18 protein-coding genes are annotated in these 17,564 nt (G+C 37.0%); 17 read left to right on the top strand and 1 reads right to left on the bottom strand.

The window, feature by feature from the left end:
* Positions 1 to 3 precede the first annotated feature (3 nt).
* The 9 genes from fmt (at position 4) to spoVM (ending at position 8,837) form a co-directional block, all read left to right on the top strand.
* Positions 4 to 948, top strand: a complete 945-nt coding sequence (fmt, locus tag F0362_RS18965) for a methionyl-tRNA formyltransferase (protein WP_000598797.1) — start codon at positions 4 to 6, stop codon at positions 946 to 948.
* Positions 945 to 2,279, top strand: a complete 1,335-nt coding sequence (gene rsmB / locus F0362_RS18960; protein WP_001249655.1) for a 16S rRNA (cytosine(967)-C(5))-methyltransferase RsmB — start codon at positions 945 to 947, stop codon at positions 2,277 to 2,279. The genes fmt and rsmB overlap by 4 nt, the downstream gene beginning before the upstream one ends.
* Before the next feature lie 4 nt (positions 2,280 to 2,283).
* On the top strand, positions 2,284 to 3,372 hold the full coding sequence (gene rlmN, locus F0362_RS18955) for a dual-specificity RNA methyltransferase RlmN (protein WP_000450536.1): 1,089 nt from the start codon (positions 2,284 to 2,286) through the stop codon (positions 3,370 to 3,372).
* A 4-nt stretch (positions 3,373 to 3,376) separates the two neighbouring features.
* Positions 3,377 to 4,129: a Stp1/IreP family PP2C-type Ser/Thr phosphatase gene (locus F0362_RS18950; RefSeq protein WP_000648690.1), complete on the top strand. Its 753-nt coding sequence runs from the start codon at positions 3,377 to 3,379 to the stop codon at positions 4,127 to 4,129.
* 8 nt (positions 4,130 to 4,137) lie between these two features.
* Entirely contained in the window at positions 4,138 to 6,111 is a 1,974-nt protein-coding gene (prkC, locus tag F0362_RS18945) for a serine/threonine protein kinase PrkC (RefSeq protein WP_000904737.1), read from the top strand.
* Between the two features lie 269 nt (positions 6,112 to 6,380).
* The gene (rsgA, locus tag F0362_RS18940; RefSeq protein WP_001113946.1) at positions 6,381 to 7,262 is read left to right on the top strand and encodes a ribosome small subunit-dependent GTPase A; all 882 of its coding nucleotides are present in this window, start codon (positions 6,381 to 6,383) and stop codon (positions 7,260 to 7,262) included.
* Positions 7,263 to 7,264: 2 nt separating this feature from the next.
* On the top strand, positions 7,265 to 7,909 hold the full coding sequence (rpe, locus tag F0362_RS18935; RefSeq protein WP_000589965.1) for a ribulose-phosphate 3-epimerase: 645 nt from the start codon (positions 7,265 to 7,267) through the stop codon (positions 7,907 to 7,909).
* Between the two features lie 100 nt (positions 7,910 to 8,009).
* Positions 8,010 to 8,690 carry a thiamine diphosphokinase gene (locus tag F0362_RS18930; protein WP_002048799.1) on the top strand — a complete coding sequence of 227 codons (681 nt, stop codon included), beginning with the start codon at positions 8,010 to 8,012 and terminating at the stop codon, positions 8,688 to 8,690.
* Positions 8,691 to 8,756: 66 nt separating this feature from the next.
* On the top strand, positions 8,757 to 8,837 hold the full coding sequence (spoVM, locus tag F0362_RS18925) for a stage V sporulation protein SpoVM (RefSeq protein WP_001213599.1): 81 nt from the start codon (positions 8,757 to 8,759) through the stop codon (positions 8,835 to 8,837).
* Positions 8,838 to 8,910: 73 nt separating this feature from the next.
* On the opposite strand, the gene rpmB is transcribed toward spoVM, so the two are convergent.
* On the bottom strand, positions 8,911 to 9,099 hold the full coding sequence (gene rpmB, locus F0362_RS18920; RefSeq protein ID WP_000124776.1) for a 50S ribosomal protein L28: 189 nt from the start codon (positions 9,097 to 9,099) through the stop codon (positions 8,911 to 8,913).
* A 376-nt stretch (positions 9,100 to 9,475) separates the two neighbouring features.
* Between rpmB and F0362_RS18915 the strand changes: the two genes are divergently transcribed.
* The 8 genes from F0362_RS18915 (at position 9,476) to acpP (ending at position 17,548) form a co-directional block, all read left to right on the top strand.
* Complete coding sequence (locus tag F0362_RS18915) at positions 9,476 to 9,838, top strand: Asp23/Gls24 family envelope stress response protein (protein WP_000021109.1); 363 nt, start codon at positions 9,476 to 9,478, stop codon at positions 9,836 to 9,838.
* 22 nt (positions 9,839 to 9,860) lie between these two features.
* Positions 9,861 to 11,537, top strand: coding sequence for a DAK2 domain-containing protein (locus F0362_RS18910; protein ID WP_149889923.1), 1,677 nt, complete (start codon positions 9,861 to 9,863; stop codon positions 11,535 to 11,537).
* A 289-nt stretch (positions 11,538 to 11,826) separates the two neighbouring features.
* Complete coding sequence (gene recG / locus F0362_RS18905; protein ID WP_001000818.1) at positions 11,827 to 13,875, top strand: ATP-dependent DNA helicase RecG; 2,049 nt, start codon at positions 11,827 to 11,829, stop codon at positions 13,873 to 13,875.
* A gap of 88 nt (positions 13,876 to 13,963) precedes the next feature.
* A complete protein-coding gene (fapR, locus tag F0362_RS18900; RefSeq protein ID WP_000747351.1) occupies positions 13,964 to 14,557 on the top strand; it encodes a transcription factor FapR in 594 nt (197 codons plus the stop codon).
* On the top strand, positions 14,554 to 15,546 hold the full coding sequence (plsX, locus tag F0362_RS18895) for a phosphate acyltransferase PlsX (protein ID WP_000684090.1): 993 nt from the start codon (positions 14,554 to 14,556) through the stop codon (positions 15,544 to 15,546). Before fapR ends, plsX begins: the two co-directional genes overlap by 4 nt.
* A 14-nt stretch (positions 15,547 to 15,560) precedes the next feature.
* Complete coding sequence (gene fabD, locus F0362_RS18890) at positions 15,561 to 16,505, top strand: ACP S-malonyltransferase (protein ID WP_000515916.1); 945 nt, start codon at positions 15,561 to 15,563, stop codon at positions 16,503 to 16,505.
* Positions 16,505 to 17,245 carry a 3-oxoacyl-[acyl-carrier-protein] reductase gene (gene fabG / locus F0362_RS18885; protein WP_000911780.1) on the top strand — a complete coding sequence of 247 codons (741 nt, stop codon included), beginning with the start codon at positions 16,505 to 16,507 and terminating at the stop codon, positions 17,243 to 17,245. The genes fabD and fabG overlap by 1 nt, the downstream gene beginning before the upstream one ends.
* Before the next feature lie 69 nt (positions 17,246 to 17,314).
* Positions 17,315 to 17,548, top strand: a complete 234-nt coding sequence (gene acpP / locus F0362_RS18880) for an acyl carrier protein (RefSeq protein WP_000786062.1) — start codon at positions 17,315 to 17,317, stop codon at positions 17,546 to 17,548.
* Positions 17,549 to 17,564: the final 16 nt, after the last annotated feature.

Raw genomic sequence — 17,564 nt, 5'->3', positions numbered from 1 at the left:
TAAATGATTAAAGTAGTATTTATGGGAACACCGGACTTTTCAGTGCCGGTGCTTCGTCGTCTTATCGAAGATGGCTATGATGTAGTAGGTGTTGTGACGCAACCAGATCGTCCGGTAGGTAGAAAAAAAGTATTAACACCTACACCTGTTAAAGTTGAAGCGGAGAAACATGGTATTCCGGTGTTACAACCACTGAAAATTCGTGAAAAAGACGAATATGAAAAAGTATTAGCATTAGAGGCGGATTTAATTGTAACAGCTGCGTTCGGTCAGATTGTACCAAACGAAATTTTAGAAGCGCCAAAGTACGGATGTATTAATGTCCATGCCTCTTTACTTCCAGAACTACGCGGTGGTGCACCGATTCATTATGCAATTATGGAAGGTAAAGAAAAAACAGGAATTACAATTATGTATATGGTAGAAAAATTAGACGCTGGTGATATTTTAACGCAAGTAGAAGTGGAAATTGAAGAGCGTGAAACGACGGGCTCGTTATTTGATAAGTTAAGTGAAGCCGGTGCACATCTTCTATCTAAAACAGTACCTTTATTAATTCAAGGTAAGTTAGAACCGATTAAACAAAATGAAGATGAAGTGACATTCGCATATAATATAAAACGTGAGCAAGAGAAAATTGATTGGACAAAAACAGGTGAAGAAGTATACAATCACATTCGCGGATTGAACCCATGGCCAGTTGCATATACGACTTTAGCAGAACAAGTTGTTAAAGTATGGTGGGGAGAGAAAGTTTCTCTAGAAGCGAAAGCTGAACCAGGTACAATAGTTGGTCTTGAAGAAGATGGATTTGTTGTTGCAACAGGGAATGAAATAGGTGTTAAAATTACTGAATTGCAACCGTCGGGTAAAAAGCGTATGAGTTGTTCACAATTTTTACGTGGGACAAAACCTGAAATTGGCACGAAGTTAGGAGAAAATGCATGAGACAAAATGTTCGTGAATTAGCTCTTGATGGTTTAATTCAAGTAGAAAAAAGTGGTGCATATAGTAACTTACTTTTAAATAATCTAATTGAAAAAAATGCAATTGATAGAAAAGATATTGGTTTATTAACTGAAATTGTATATGGAACGATTCAACGTCGTGACACATTAGATTATTATTTACAGCCTTTTTTAAAAAAGAAGGTTGAGGCGTGGGTAAGAGTATTGCTTCGCTTATCTTTATATCAAATGATATATTTGGACCGAGTGCCAGAAAGAGCGGCTATTCATGAAGCGGTTGAAATAGCAAAGCGTCGTGGGCATAAAGGGATTTCAGGCATGGTGAACGGAGTATTGCGTTCAATTCAGCGAGAAGGTGTACCTTCATTAGATGAAATCAAAGATCCAGTGGAACGTCTTGCAATTGCAACGAGTCACCCAGTTTGGTTAGTACAAGATTGGGCATCTGAATATGGTTTAGAGACAGCAGAGAAAATGTGTGAAGTAAACATGTTACCACCAGTACCTACAGCACGTGTGAACGTTGATAAAGTAACGGTAGAAGAAGCAATTGAGTTGTTGGCAAGTGAAGGAATAGAAGCAAAGTCTGGCGATTTGTCAGATGATGCAATTCAAATTGAAAGAGGGAATGTAGCGCATACAGAAGCGTTTAAAAAAGGGTTCCTTTCTATTCAAGATGAAAGCTCTATGCTTGTTGCACGTGCTTTAGACCCGAATGAGGGAGAGACAGTTCTTGATAGTTGTGCTGCTCCTGGTGGTAAAACTACGCATATAGCTGAGCGTTTAAAGGGAACTGGTAAAGTAATGTCTCTTGATTTACACGCGCATAAAGTGCGTTTAATTAAACAACAAGCAGAGCGACTTGGTCTAGAAAATATAGAAACAAAAGCGTTAGATGCTAGAAAAGTGCAAGAGCACTTTGCAAATGAAACTTTTGATAAAATATTAGTAGATGCACCATGTTCTGGATTTGGGGTAATTAGACGTAAACCTGATATTAAGTTAGGAAAAGATAAAGGCGATAGTGAAAGATTATCGACGATTCAACTTGCGATATTAGAAAAGATAGCACCATTATTAAAACAAGGCGGTCGTCTTGTTTATAGTACGTGCACAATTGAGAAAATAGAAAATGAACAAGTAATAGATAAATTTTTAAAAGAACATCCTGAATTTGAATGGGATACTACGATAAAAGAACGTATGCCAGAAAAATTAAGTCCGTATATTAATGAAGGTCAAGTACAAATTTTACCGCATTATTTTGCAACGGATGGCTTTTATATTGCTTGTTTAAGGAAGAAGGTGTAGCATCATGGAAACGACTGTAAAAAAACAAAAGAAAAATGTAGAAACGAAAAAACCATCAATTTACTCTTTACAACTTCATGAAATGCAAGATTGGTTAAAGGAACAAGGAGAACCGAAGTTCCGTGCTGGACAAATTTTTGACTGGCTATATAAAAAACGTGTAAAAAATTATGAGGATATGTCAAACCTTTCTAAAGGATTGCGTGATAAATTGTCGAATTCCTTTGATATTACTACTTTAAACACGTTAGTAAAACAAACGTCTTCGGATGGAACGATTAAATTCTTATTCCAGTTATATGATGGATACTCTATTGAAACGGTATTAATGCGACATGAATACGGAAATTCTATTTGTGTAACAACACAAGTTGGTTGTCGTATTGGCTGTACGTTCTGTGCTTCTACACTTGGCGGGTTAAAACGAAACCTAGAAGCTGGAGAAATTGTAGCGCAAGTAGTAGAAGTGCAACGCGCGCTTGATGAAACGGAAGAACGTGTAAGTTCTCTTGTTGTTATGGGAATTGGAGAACCATTTGATAACTATGATAATTTAATGGGATTTTTACGCATCACTAACCATGAAAAAGGACTTCATATTGGTGCAAGACATATGACAGTTTCGACGAGTGGTATTATTCCGAAAATTTACAAGTTTGCTGAAGAAGAGTTACAAATTAATTTTGCGATTTCATTGCATGCTCCAAATTCAGAATTACGTTCAAAATTAATGCCGATTAACCGTGCTTATAAGCTACCTGATTTAATGGAAGCTATTAAATACTATGTAAATAGAACAGGGCGTCGTATTACATTTGAATATGGACTATTTGGAGGAGAAAATGACCAAGTTGAGCACGCTGAAGAACTTGCTGCGCTCTTAAAAGGTGTAAAGTGTCATGTGAACTTAATTCCGGTTAACTACGTACCAGAACGTGATTACGTACGAACACCACGTGAGCAAATTTTCTTATTTGAAAAAACGCTTAAAGATCGTGGAGTGAATGTAACAATTCGCCGTGAACAAGGTCACGATATTGATGCTGCCTGCGGTCAGTTGCGTGCGAAGGAGCGCAAAGAAGAGACGAGGTGACGAGATGAAAGCCGTGTTTCTATCGGATAAAGGGAAAGTTCGTCAACATAATGAAGATAGTGCAGGAGTTTTTCACAATTTAGATGGAAATATTTTAGCGGTAGTAGCAGATGGAATGGGAGGTCATCGAGCTGGCGATGTAGCTAGTTCGATGGCCATTCAATTATTCCATGATTATTGGAAGCAAACGCATAATATGAATGAGCCTAAAAAAGTAGAAGAGTGGTTACATACTAGTGTTGGAATTATTAATGAACGCATTTTTGAATATTCTAAACAACACGTAGAGTGTGATGGTATGGGAACAACGATTATCATAGCAATTTGTACGCCTAATTTTGTAACAATAGGTCATATAGGAGATAGTCGTTGTTATATGGTATCAGAGGGAGTAATGTCGCTCGTAACGGAAGATCATTCACTTGTAAATGAACTTGTGAGACATGGTGAAATTTCAAAGGAAGATGCAGAATACCACCCGAAAAAAAATGTTTTGTTAAGAGCGCTAGGAACAGAAGAAAAAGTCGGATTAGATGTTAAAACATTGGTACTTGAAGAAGATGATCAATTGCTTCTTTGCTCTGATGGATTGTCTAATAAAGTCCCTATGACTGATATGCAACAAATTTTACAGTTAAATGAACAGCTCGAAGCTAAGGTGCAAAGTCTCATTCAATTGGCGAATGATCGTGGTGGAGAGGATAATATTACTCTTGTTCTTATTGATTATGCGGATTCGACAAACGAAAGTAGGTGAAGTGCAACGTGCTGATTGGAAAACGCTTAAATGACCGTTATAAGCTGCTAAAAATGATTGGCGGTGGAGGGATGGCCAATGTATATTTAGCTCATGATGACATACTCGGCCGAGATGTAGCGGTGAAAATATTAAGACTCGACTATTCCAATAACGAAGAGTTTATTAAACGTTTCCATCGAGAAGCGCAATCTGTTACAACGTTGTCGCATCCAAATATTGTGAATATGTATGATGTTGGAGAAGAAGATGGTATATATTATCTTGTAATGGAGTATGTACCTGGACAAACATTAAAGCAATACATAATTGAGCAAGGGATGTTACCTATAGGGGAAGCTCTTGATATTATGGAGCAATTAACATCCGCCATGGCACACGCTCATCATTTTGAAATTGTGCATCGTGATATAAAACCGCACAATATTTTAATTCGAGCTGATGGAGTAGTAAAAGTAACAGATTTTGGAATTGCGACAGCTACAAGTGCAACAACTATTACACATACAAATTCAGTACTTGGTTCGGTGCATTATTTATCACCAGAACAAGCGCGCGGCGGGATAGCAAATAAACAATCAGATATTTATTCGCTTGGTATTGTTATGTTCGAATTGTTAACAGGAAGACAACCGTTTTCTGGTGAATCTGCTGTTGCAATAGCTTTAAAACATTTACAAAGTGAAATACCGTCTCCAAGAAGATGGAATGAAAATATTCCGCAAAGTGTTGAGAATATTATATTAAAGGCAACTGCTAAAGATCCGTTCCATCGATACCAATCTGCTAATGCGATGAAACGAGATATTGAAACGGCTTTATATCCAGAACGAATTAATGAACAGCCATTTTACATACCAGAAGATATGGAAGCGACGAAAGCGATTCCAATTATCCAACAAGAACAATTATTTGAAAATGTAACTGATGAAACGATTGTTTTAAGTGGAAGTAAAGTGGATGAACCAAAAAGAAAAGAACATACTGAATTAGATAAGAAGAAAAAACGAAGTAATAAATGGATTAAGGTTTTAATTACGACATTTTTACTTTTAGCAATTGGAATAACATTAGCTCTTACTGTTATTCCGGGATTCTTTATTCCGAAAGATGTAAAAGTTCCTGATGTGGCTGGTATGAAATATACGACAGCTGTAAATAAGTTGGTAGAAAAAGGTTTTGAAGTGACAGAACCTAATATTGTATATATAGATGATGTGGAAGCTGGAGATGTAATAAAAACTGATCCTGTAGCAGGAAGAGTAGTGAAGGAAAGTTCTAAAATTACTATCTATCAATCAGGTGGAAAAAAGAAAAGTAAGATGAAGGATTTTACAGGTCAAAACTTTGAGAGTGTAAAACCCGAGTTAGAAGAAAGATATAAACAGGTTACTGAAAATTATATTGAAAATGATAAACCAAAAGGTGAAATTGTAGAACAAATACCGACACCTGATCAAATGGTTGTAGAGGCGGAGCAAGAACTGAAAGTTTGGATAAGTAAAGGTCCTTATCAAAATAGACCAGGTGATTTTTCAAGATGGACTGAAAATAGTGCAACTGGTGATTTGAATGAGAGAAAATTAACTCCAGATATAAAACGAGAGTATTCAGATACGGTTGATAAAGGTCTTGTAATTTCGCAATCGCCAAAACCAGGAACTCCGTTAAAAGAAGGAGATAAAGTGACACTTATCATCTCGAATGGCCCTAAGCCGAAAGTAACAAAAACAGTGAAGGTGGATAACATTTCTATCCCATATGAGTCTTCTATAATAGGTGAGAAAAAACCGCAAACAATAGAAATTTATAAAGAAGATATGCAACAAAAGATGGATAGACCAATTGAAACTAGAACGATTTCAGAGTCGGCAACAATTTCTTTAGAATTTGTAATTCAAGAAGGCTCAAAGGGTCACTATAAAATCGTACGGGATGGAGTAACGATTATCGATAAGGAAGTACCATATCCAACTCAATAATAGTGAATTCCATTTTCTTTTTATAGAGAATGGAATGCATTACCCTTGCCTGTTATGCTGTCTACAAGGTGGACTGTATAACAGGCAAAAATATATGATTCAAAAAGCTATACAAGTGATATTGTTGTAAAAAATATTTCGAATTGATGGTAGAGATTAAATATATGAACCTGGTTATATATTGGTGGGTTTTAAAATAATTGTTTAAAGAACTCTAGTCTATTCGTTTTAATTACAGCTTCACTTTATACAAAATAAAGGAGAATTATATGCCAGAAGGAAAAATTGTAAAAGCTTTAAGTGGATTTTATTATGTACAACATGAAGAAGGGGTTACACAATGTCGTGGGCGTGGTGTATTTAGAAAAAATAAAATTACACCACTTGTAGGAGACCAAGTCGTTTTTCAAGCAGATAACCCAACGGAAGGCTACGTGCTTGAAGTATTTGATCGAAAAAATGAACTTGTTAGGCCTCCTATTGCTAATGTGGATCAAGCAATCCTTGTTTTCTCTGCAGTAGAACCAGATTTTAATCCTGGACTGTTAGATCGATTTTTAGTGCTGATTGAATATCATAACATTAAGCCGATTATTTGTATTAGTAAGATGGATTTAGTGGATGAAAAGATGCGAGAAACCGTTGAAGCTTATGCAAATGATTATCGTGAAATGGGTTATGATGTATTATTTACTTCTATAAATACATCGGAAAGTATTGCTATTTTAAAACCATTTTTAGAAGGTTGTGTTTCTGTCGTTGCTGGCCAATCAGGTGTTGGGAAATCTTCGATGCTTAACGTATTACGTCCGGATTTAGAACTAAAAACAAATGATATTTCCTCACATTTAGGACGCGGAAAACATACGACAAGACACGTGGAATTAATTGCAGTTGGAAGTGGACTTGTTGCGGATACACCTGGTTTTAGTTCACTTGATTTCATAGATATAGAGGTAGAAGATCTTACATATTGTTTTCCTGAGTTGAAAGAAGCGAGCCAATACTGTAAATTTAGAGGGTGTACACATCTTTCTGAACCGAAATGTGCGGTGAAAGCTGCGGTTGAAGAAGGAAAGATTACAGAATATCGTTATAAGAATTACCAACAATTCGTAGAAGAAATTAGAGAGAGAAAGCCGAGGTATTAGTTATGATTAAAATTGCACCATCGATCTTATCAGCAGATTTTTCAAAATTAGGGGAAGAAATTAAAGATGTAGAAAAAGGCGGAGCTGATTACATTCATGTCGATGTAATGGACGGGCATTTTGTACCGAATATTACGATTGGGCCATTAATTGTAGAAGCGATCCGTCCGATTACATCATTACCGTTAGATGTGCATTTAATGATTGAAAATCCTGATAACTATATCCCAACTTTCGCGAAAGCGGGAGCGGATATTATTACTGTTCATGTAGAGGCGTGTCCTCATTTACATCGTACAATTCAGTTAATTAAATCTCATGGCATTAAAGCAGGGGTTGTATTAAATCCACATACGCCAGTTTCGGTGATTGAGCATGTGTTAGAAGATATAGATATGGTATTACTTATGACGGTGAATCCTGGATTTGGTGGACAGAAATTTATCCATTCTGTATTACCGAAAATTAAACAAGTTGCAGAAATGGTTAAAGAGCGAAATCTAGAAGTCGAAATTGAAGTTGATGGTGGTGTCAACGCTGAAACGGCAAGACTTTGTGTTGAAGCAGGAGCAAATGTACTTGTAGCTGGATCAGCGGTATACAATCAAAAAGACCGCGGTGAAGCGATCCGTATCATTCGTGGATAATGAATGAACAGATCCCTATCCTAGTGAAGTTTCGGGTTTAGTAAGACTTCACTATTTAGAAAGGATAGAGCGAAAAATATGTAAAAAGGCAATCTACCGAATGGCAGATTGCCTTTTTACAATAGAAGGGGAAGGAAAAATGATTATTCATATTTTAGCAGGAGGCCCTGCAGAATATTGCGCAGATTTTTCTCGATATGAAAATGAAGAAATAGTGTGGGCGGCGGTTGATAGAGGAGTGTACCATTTACTAAAAAGAGGGATTACTCCATCTGTTGCGTTCGGAGATTACGATTCAGTAACTGAAGAAGAATTAGTATGGATGGGACAGCAAACAGATGAATTACATATTGTTCCACGAGAAAAAGATCAAACGGATTTAGAGATTGCAATTAGTTGGGCTTTAGAACAGAAACCCAAATTAATTCGTATTTTTGGTGCAACTGGTGGGCGGTTGGATCATGGTTTAGCAAATATACAGATGCTTTTAAAGGGTTTAGAAGCAAAAGTGGAAATGTGTATTGTGGATAATAAAAATGAAATAATGGTGAAAAAAGTTGGTACATATACAATTGGAATAAATAAAAATTTCCCCTATGTATCATTTGTGCCAGTTACTGAAAGTGTAGAAGGTATTACACTACAAGGATTTAAGTACCCTCTTACTAATAAAACGATAGAGTGGGGATCGACACTTTGTATTAGTAATGAACTCATTGAGGAAAAAGGTACTTTTTCATTCGCATCTGGCATATTAATGATGATAAGAAGCACTGATTGAAGAAACAATTTTGCTCCTTGCATCATATAGTGGGCAAGTGGAGTAAAGGGGATTAGGAGGGAAACCATGAGATTTTATACAATTAAGTTACCTAAATTTCTTGGTGGAATTGTTCGTGCGATGTTAAACACCTTCAAAAAAGACTAAAAAAAGCACCGATAATAGGTGCTTTTTCCATTGGTATAGTAAAAAAAGAGCCTAGCGGCTCTTTTTTTTATTATTAAACACGTTCGATTTTGCCAGATTTTAATGCTCTAGCAGAAACGTAAACACGTTGAACTTTACCGTCGATGCGTACGCGAACTTTTTGAAGGTTAGCGCCCCATTTACGTTTTGTAGCGTTCATTGCGTGAGAACGAGAGTTACCAGAACGAGCTTTTCTTCCAGTGATAGCACAAACACGAGCCATTTATATTTCCCTCCCTTGACACCTTACCATACGTAATTTTTCAATGTTAGTCTTTTTTGCGATGCTAAAAACACTACTATAATTTAACACAACTAAAAAGAGAATGCAACACTGTAGAAAAAAGAAATCAAGAAAAATTACTTGACACTATATGTAAGTGAAGAAAAGTTGAAATCAAGAAAATTTGCTTGACATATTATAGTGGTACATGTTGTATAATAACAATGGACTATTTTGCTCATCATAGAAAAGTGTAGTATAAAACATAAAATATGAGAGTGAAAAGAAAGAACGATGGAATTTTCTTTGAAAAGATTATATGATAGTAACTAAAGTAGTCTAGCTCACTTTCACCATTTATGAAGGGGGAAACGAGATGTCAATTGAAATTAAAACGAAGTACGGACAAATTGATATTAGTACAGATGTAATTGCAACAATTGCTGGAGGTGCCGCGGTAGATTGCTACGGTATCGTAGGTATGGCATCAAAAAATCAGTTAAAAGATGGATTAACAGACATTTTACGAAAAGAAAACTTCACTAGAGGTGTTATTGTTCGTAAAGATGAAGATGAAGTACATATTGATATGTATATTATTGTGAGCTATGGTACGAAAATTTCAGAAGTAGCACATAACGTGCAGACGAAAGTGAAATATACATTAGATCAAACTGTAGGACTAGCAGTAGATTCTGTAAACATCTACGTACAAGGAGTTAAAGTAATAAACTTGTAATGTGCATTAAGGAGGAAAATCTGTGTCAATTCAAAAAATTGATGGGAAACGTTTATCACAAATGATCATGCAAGGAGCGAATAATTTAACAAATAATGTTCAGCTTGTTGATGCATTAAACGTATTTCCAGTTCCAGATGGCGATACCGGTACAAACATGAACTTATCAATGACTTCAGGCGCACGTGAAGTGAAAGCAAATCCTTCACAGCACGCTGGTAAAGTCGGTGTAAGTTTAGCCAAAGGATTATTAATGGGAGCTCGTGGTAACTCTGGTGTTATTTTATCTCAGTTATTCCGTGGTTTTTCAAAATCCATTGAACAAAAAGAAGAATTAACAACAGTTGATTTTGCTGCAGCTTTAGATGCTGGGGTAGAAGCGGCTTACAAAGCGGTTATGAAACCGATTGAAGGAACGATTTTAACGGTTGCAAGAGAAACGGGTAAATATGCAGTGACAGTTGCGAAAAAACAGCGCGACTTTGTTTTGTTTATGGAAGACGTTGTGAAAGAAGCCAATGCATCGTTAAATCGTACGCCAGATTTATTACCTGTATTAAAGCAAGTTGGCGTTGTAGATAGCGGTGGTAAAGGTCTTGTTGTTGTATATGAAGGATTTTTAGCTGACTTAAAAGGAGAAACAATTTCTTCTGATGTGTCTGTCCAACCATCTATGAATGACATGGTACGCGCAGAACATCACCGTAGTGTACAAAGCCAATTGAGTACAGAAGATATAAAGTATGGATATTGCACGGAATTCATGGTGAAATTAGAGCCTGAAAAAATGAAGGAACATAATTTCTCTGAACAAAAATTCCGTGAAGATATTAGTGTATACGGAGATTCACTACTTGTTGTATCAGATGATGAGGTTGTTAAGGTTCATATTCATGCGGAACATCCTGGAGATCCTATGAATTATGGGCAACGCTATGGTAGTTTAATTAAGATTAAAGTAGAAAATATGCGTGAACAGCATACCGCTTTATTAGATGAACCTACTATGGTTCCTGAGCAAACAACTCAATCGAAAGAAAAACAACCATATGGTATCGTAACTGTAGCTATGGGATCTGGTATTAAAACTTTATTTGAGAGCATTGGTGCAACGAAAGTAATCGAAGGTGGCCAAACGATGAATCCGAGTACGGAGGATATTGTGAAGGCGATTGAAGAGGCGAATGCTGAAAAAATCATCATCTTACCAAATAACGGAAACATCGTGATGGCAGCAGAACAAGCAGCGTCAGTTGTTGATCAAGAAGTTATTGTTATTCGTTCAAAAACAGTTCCTCAAGGTATGGCTGCAATGTTAGCATTTAATCCAGTTGGAACGTTAGAAGAAAATGAAGAAAACATGAAAGAAGCTTTATCTCATGTGAAAACGGGTCAAATTACGTATGCTGTTCGTGATACGGAAATTGACGGTGTAGCAATTCAAAAAGACGATTTCATGTGCATTGCGGATGGAAAAATCGTATCAACAAATGCTGAAAAAGTAGGAGCTGCAAAGCAATTATTAGAAACATTGATTGATGAAGAGTCTGAAATCGTAACGATTCTACAAGGTGAAGATGCAACTGATGAAGAAGTAGCTGAGTTAGTTGCATTTGTAGAAGAGAAATTTGAAGATGCTGAAGTAGAAGTGCATGCTGGGAATCAACCAGTGTATTCTTTCATCTTCTCTGTAGAATAAAAAAGATTCGTTTTGAAAATAAATGGATCACTTACTTGCTAATGGATCAGAAGTAGTAATGTGAACGTTATTACTAGTTTTTATTCAAAAGGCTAGCATATGGAATAAAGAAAAGAGCCTTGCTGCTAATAGTGAGGCTCTTTTTTACTTGTTGTGTATAAGGGATTTGAGTAGTTTCTCTTAGAATGCCTATGATAGAATATATAAGGTGAAAGATAGCGATTGCAGATGTTAATTGATACTCAAATAGAGTGTAACAAAGAAAATAATGTGACGGAGTGTGAGAATCTTGAATGACGTTGTACAAGTTCCTGTTACAGATGTAAAGGGAATCGGAGGAGAAACATCTGAATTACTACACGAGATGGGAATTTATACAGTTTCTCATCTATTAGAGCATTTTCCGTACCGTTATGAAGATTATGCGATGAAAGATCTTGCTGAAGTAAAGCATGATGAGCGTGTAACAGTTGAAGGGAAAGTTCATAGTGCTCCGTTACTACAATACTATGGTAAGAAAAAATCACGTCTTACAGTTCGTGTTCTCGTCGGTCGTTATTTAATTACGGCTGTATGTTTTAATAGACCTTACTATAAGCAAAAGTTAAATTTGGATGAAACGGTAACGATTACTGGTAAATGGGATCAACATCGTCAAACAATTGCTGTATCAGAGCTTCATTTTGGATCGGTTGTTCGTCAACAAGAAGTAGAGCCTGTATATTCAGTGAAAGGAAAGCTTACAGTAAAACAGATGCGCCGTTTTATTGCACAAGCGCTAAAGGAGTATGGAGATTCTATAGTCGAAGTGCTACCAGATGGTTTGTTAAATCGGTATAAATTATTACCACGTTATGAAGCACTCAGGGCGTTGCATTTTCCGGTAGGGCAAGAAGATTTAAAGCAAGCTCGTCGCCGTTTTGTATATGAGGAGTTTTTCTTATTTCAGCTAAAAATGCAAACACTAAGGAAAATGGAGAGAGAAAATTCAAAAGGTACGAAGAAGGAAATCCCGTCAACAGAATTACAAGAATTTATCGATGCACTTCCGTTTCCGTTAACTGGTGCACAGCGCCGGGTTGTAGATGAAATTTTAAAGGATATGACATCTCCTTATCGGATGAACAGGCTGTTGCAAGGTGACGTTGGTTCTGGGAAAACAGTTGTTGCTGCGATTGGTCTCTATGCCGCAAAATTAGCTCATTATCAAGGTGCTTTAATGGTTCCTACAGAAATTTTAGCCGAACAACATTATCAGTCGCTTGCGGAGACGTTTTCTCGTTTCGGTATGACGGTTGAACTGTTAACGAGTTCTGTTAAGGGTGCGAGACGTCGGGAAATTTTGGCGAGATTAGAGCAGGGAGAAGTAGATATCCTTGTTGGGACGCACGCTTTAATTCAAGATGAAGTTATATTTCATAGGTTAGGTCTCGTTATTACCGATGAACAGCATCGATTTGGTGTAGCGCAGCGCCGGGTTTTACGTGAGAAAGGTGAAAGTCCAGATGTATTGTTTATGACGGCAACCCCAATTCCGCGAACGTTAGCTATTACGGCATTTGGAGAGATGGACGTTTCTATTATCGATGAAATGCCAGCTGGTAGAAAGGTAATCGAAACGTATTGGGCAAAACATGATATGTTAGACCGTGTTCTCGGCTTTGTGGAGAAAGAGATAAAAAAAGGAAGACAGGCATATGTTATTTGTCCTCTTATTGAAGAGTCTGAGAAACTTGATGTACAAAATGCTATCGATTTACATAGTATGCTGACTCATCATTATCAAGGTAAGTGCCAAGTTGGATTAATGCATGGGAGACTATCATCTCAAGAAAAAGAAGAGATAATGGGACAGTTTAGTGAAAATAAAGTGCAAATTCTTGTTTCGACAACAGTTGTTGAAGTAGGTGTGAATGTACCAAATGCGACTGTTATGGTTATTTATGACGCGGAGCGTTTCGGTTTATCGCAGCTTCATCAGCTCAGGGGGCGTGTTGGGCGTGGTAGTGAACAATCATATTGCTTATTAATTGCAGACCCGAAATCAGAAACAGGAAAAGAAAGAATGCGTATTATGACTGAAACAAATGATGGATTTGTATTGTCAGAAAAAGATTTAGAGTTACGAGGTCCTGGGGATTTCTTTGGAAGTAAGCAAAGTGGTCTACCAGAATTTAAGGTTGCTGATATGGTACATGATTATCGGGCGTTAGAAACAGCGAGACAAGATGCGGCGATACTAGTTGATTCAGAAGCGTTTTGGCATAATGATCAGTATGCTTCGTTGCGTACTTATCTTGACGGAACAGGTGTGTTCCAGGGAGAGAAGCTCGATTAAAAGTAGTCTGCAAAAGTTTTTGTTGCATTCTACTTTTAATGATTATATACTACTGTTAGTACCTAGTCATAAAAATGGATGGTGCGGTATGAAAAAGAGAAGAAGTAAAAAAGAAAGACAAGAATTATTACAACAAACAATAGAAACGAATCCTTTTATAACGGATGAAGATTTAGCAGAAAAATTTCAAGTGAGCATACAGACTGTTCGTCTGGATCGTATGGAGTTATCTATTCCTGAATTGAGAGAACGAATTAAGCATGTGGCTACAAAACAACATGAAGAAGATGTGAAATCTTTACCGTTAGAAGAGGTTGTCGGAGAAATTATCGATATAGAATTAGATAGACATGCGATATCTATCTTTGAAGTAAAGGTAGAACATGTATTTAAAAGAAATCAAATTGCTCGTGGGCATCATTTGTTTGCGCAAGCAAACTCACTAGCTGTTGCAGTTATTGATGAAGAATTAGCTTTAACTGCAAAGTCTACCATTCGATACATTCGTCCTGTAAAATTAGGAGAACGTGTAGTTGCAAAAGCGCGCGTTGAAGATGTAGAGAATGATAAAGGACGGACGGTTGTCAAAGTGCGTAGCTTTGTTGGAGAAGAACTTGTTTTTACAGGCACTTTTGAAATGTATCGATCTAGTAATAATAGTGAGGAAGGTAACAACTTATGAAAATCGCAATAGATGCAATGGGCGGAGATCACGCTCCAAAGGCTGTAGTATTAGGAGCAATGAAAGCTATTAAGGAATATTCAGATTTACATATTACGTTAGTAGGGAAAGAAGCAGAAATCCGTCAATACTTAACGAGTGAAGAGCGAATTACTATCCTTCATACAGACGAAAAAATTGAATCGACAGATGAGCCAGTAAGGGCGGTTCGTCGAAAAAAACAAGCTTCAATGGTACTAGCAGCGCAGCAAGTGAAAGATGGTATTGCAGATGCTTGTATATCAGCAGGTAGTACAGGGGCTTTAATGGCAGCAGGATTATTTGTTGTCGGTCGTATGGAAGGAATTGAACGACCAGCTTTATCACCGACAATGCCAACTGTTGATGGAGAAGGTTTTGTTATGTTAGATGTTGGAGCAAACGTTGATGCAAAACCAGTTCATTTATATCAATATGCAGTGATGGGTTCTGTTTACGCAGAGAAGGTAAGAGGAATTAAAAACCCTCGTGTTGGACTTTTAAATGTTGGAACAGAGGATGGAAAAGGAAACGAGCTTTCAAAACAGGTCTTTGCTATGCTCAAAGATGCACCAATTAATTTTGTTGGAAACGTTGAATCAAGAGATTTATTGCAAGGTGTAGCAGATGTTGTTGTGTGTGATGGTTTTACAGGGAACGTAGCTCTAAAATCACTAGAAGGAACCGCGCTTGCGCTATTCTCTATGTTAAAAGAGCAATTAATGAGTTCGTTTACGAGCAAATTAGCAGCAGCGGTATTAAAACCAAAACTTATGGTATTAAAAGATAAAATGGATTATTCGGAGTATGGAGGAGCGGCATTGTTTGGATTGAAAGCTCCTGTCATTAAGGCTCACGGTTCTTCAAATGACCAATCGATATTTAGTGCGATTCGTCAAACGAGAGAAATGGTAGCGAAAGAAGTAATTCCTACAATTTCAAGTGTAATGGAGAAGGAGCCGCTTCAATAAGAGGAGGATTTGAAATGGGAAAAATAGCATTTCTTTTTCCGGGCCAAGGTTCACAGGCAGTTGGAATGGGTAGACAGTTAGCGGAGAATAATAACGAGGTTGCGAAAGTGTTTGCGAAAGCAGATGAGGTGTTGCACGATTCACTTTCAGAGGTGATTTTTGAAGGGCCGCAGGAAAAGCTTACATTAACGACAAATGCACAACCTGCATTATTAACAACGAGTTTTGCTATTTTGACAGCTTTGAAAGAGTATGACATTACACCTGATTTTGTAGCAGGACATAGTTTAGGTGAATATAGCGCTCTTGTGGCAGCTGGTGCTATAACTTTTGAAGATGCTGTATATGCTGTAAGAAAACGTGGCGAATATATGGAAGAAGCCGTTCCTGGTGGGGAAGGGGCAATGGCAGCTATTTTAGGTGCTGATCCAGATATGCTGAAACGAGTTACAGAAGAAGTAACAAGTGAAGGGTATGCAGTACAGATTGCAAACATGAATAGTACGAAGCAAATTGTAATTTCTGGAACAAATCAAGGGGTAGAACTTGCTTCTCAAAGAGCGAAAGAAAATGGTGCTAAAAGAGCAATTTCGCTTAAAGTAAGTGGACCATTTCATTCCTCTCTTATGAAGCCAGCTGCTGAGAAGTTTCAAAGTGTGTTAGATGAAATTACAATTCAGGATACGAATATTCCTGTTATAGCAAATGTTACAGCAGATGTTATTACACGTGGTGCAGATATTCAAGAGAAGCTAATTGAACAACTGTATTCACCTGTATTATGGTACCCATCTATTGAAACTATGGTGAAACAAGGTGTGGATATATTTATTGAAATTGGACCTGGAAAAGTACTTGCTGGGCTTATGAAGTCGATTGATTCATCAGTGAAAGCATATGCCATATATGATGAAGCGACATTAAAAGATACCATTTCAAATTTGAGAGGAGAAAACTGATGTTAAAAGGGAAAGTAGCATTAGTAACTGGTGCTTCACGTGGAATTGGTCGCGCGATTGCAATCGATTTAGCGAAACAAGGGGCAAATGTAGTAGTAAATTATGCTGGTAATGAACAAAAGGCGAATGAAGTAGTAGATGAAATCAAGAAATTAGGTTCAGATGCAATTGCGGTAAGAGCAGATGTTGCAAATGCTGAAGATGTTACAAATATGGTGAAACAAACAGTAGATACATTTGGACAAGTCGATATTCTTGTAAATAACGCTGGCGTAACAAAAGATAATTTATTAATGCGTATGAAAGAAGAAGAATGGGATACAGTTATTAATACAAACTTAAAAGGTGTATTCTTATGTACAAAAGCAGTATCTCGTTATATGATGCGCCAACGTCATGGTAGAATAATAAATATTGCTTCTGTTGTTGGTGTTGTAGGAAATCCAGGGCAGGCTAATTATGTTGCTGCTAAAGCTGGTGTAATTGGATTAACAAAAACATCAGCAAAAGAATTAGCAAGTCGAAATATAACTGTTAATGCAATTGCTCCTGGATTTATTGCAACTGATATGACGGACGTATTAGATGAAAATATAAAAGGTGAAATGTTAAAAGTTATTCCGGCTGCACAGTTTGGTGAAGCGCAAGATATCGCGAATGCTGTAACGTTTTTTGCTTCGGATCAAAGCAAATATGTTACAGGACAAACGTTAAATGTTGATGGCGGAATGGTAATGTAATAAAAGAATCGATTTCATCTAGTTTTTTTGGACAATATTTAATATAATATTTGAGGGGAGGTGAATGGAATGGCAGATGTTTTAGAGCGTGTAACAAAAATCATCGTTGATCGTTTAGGTGTAGAAGAAACTGAAGTAGTACCAGCTGCAAGCTTTAAAGAAGATTTAGGCGCAGACTCCCTAGATGTAGTAGAACTTGTAATGCAATTAGAAGATGAATTCGAAATGGAAATTTCTGATGAAGATGCTGAAAAGATTGCTACTGTTGGCGATGCTGTGACTTACATAGAGAGTCATCTATAATGCTTAAGTGAAGTCC

The organism is Bacillus sp. BS98 (assembly GCF_008432245.1).
Taxonomy (GTDB): Bacteria; Bacillota; Bacilli; order Bacillales; family Bacillaceae_G; genus Bacillus_A; species Bacillus_A toyonensis.
This window is presented reverse-complemented; position numbering and strand designations above follow the sequence as displayed.

Bases quoted from the DNA above. Each gene is read 5' to 3' on its own strand.
- fmt (WP_000598797.1), top strand. From the start codon at position 4: ATGATTAAAGTAGTATTTATGGGAACACCGGACTTTTCAGTGCCGGTG.
- rsmB (WP_001249655.1), top strand. From the start codon at position 945: ATGAGACAAAATGTTCGTGAATTAGCTCTTGATGGTTTAATTCAAGTA.
- rlmN (WP_000450536.1), top strand. From the start codon at position 2,284: ATGGAAACGACTGTAAAAAAACAAAAGAAAAATGTAGAAACGAAAAAA.
- F0362_RS18950 (WP_000648690.1), top strand. From the start codon at position 3,377: ATGAAAGCCGTGTTTCTATCGGATAAAGGGAAAGTTCGTCAACATAAT.
- rsgA (WP_001113946.1), top strand. From the start codon at position 6,381: ATGCCAGAAGGAAAAATTGTAAAAGCTTTAAGTGGATTTTATTATGTA.
- rpe (WP_000589965.1), top strand. From the start codon at position 7,265: ATGATTAAAATTGCACCATCGATCTTATCAGCAGATTTTTCAAAATTA.
- F0362_RS18930 (WP_002048799.1), top strand. From the start codon at position 8,010: ATGGCAGATTGCCTTTTTACAATAGAAGGGGAAGGAAAAATGATTATT.
- spoVM (WP_001213599.1), top strand. From the start codon at position 8,757: ATGAGATTTTATACAATTAAGTTACCTAAATTTCTTGGTGGAATTGTT.
- rpmB (WP_000124776.1), bottom strand. From the start codon at position 9,099: ATGGCTCGTGTTTGTGCTATCACTGGAAGAAAAGCTCGTTCTGGTAAC.
- F0362_RS18915 (WP_000021109.1), top strand. From the start codon at position 9,476: ATGTCAATTGAAATTAAAACGAAGTACGGACAAATTGATATTAGTACA.
- fapR (WP_000747351.1), top strand. From the start codon at position 13,964: ATGAAAAAGAGAAGAAGTAAAAAAGAAAGACAAGAATTATTACAACAA.
- plsX (WP_000684090.1), top strand. From the start codon at position 14,554: ATGAAAATCGCAATAGATGCAATGGGCGGAGATCACGCTCCAAAGGCT.
- fabD (WP_000515916.1), top strand. From the start codon at position 15,561: ATGGGAAAAATAGCATTTCTTTTTCCGGGCCAAGGTTCACAGGCAGTT.
- fabG (WP_000911780.1), top strand. From the start codon at position 16,505: ATGTTAAAAGGGAAAGTAGCATTAGTAACTGGTGCTTCACGTGGAATT.
- acpP (WP_000786062.1), top strand. From the start codon at position 17,315: ATGGCAGATGTTTTAGAGCGTGTAACAAAAATCATCGTTGATCGTTTA.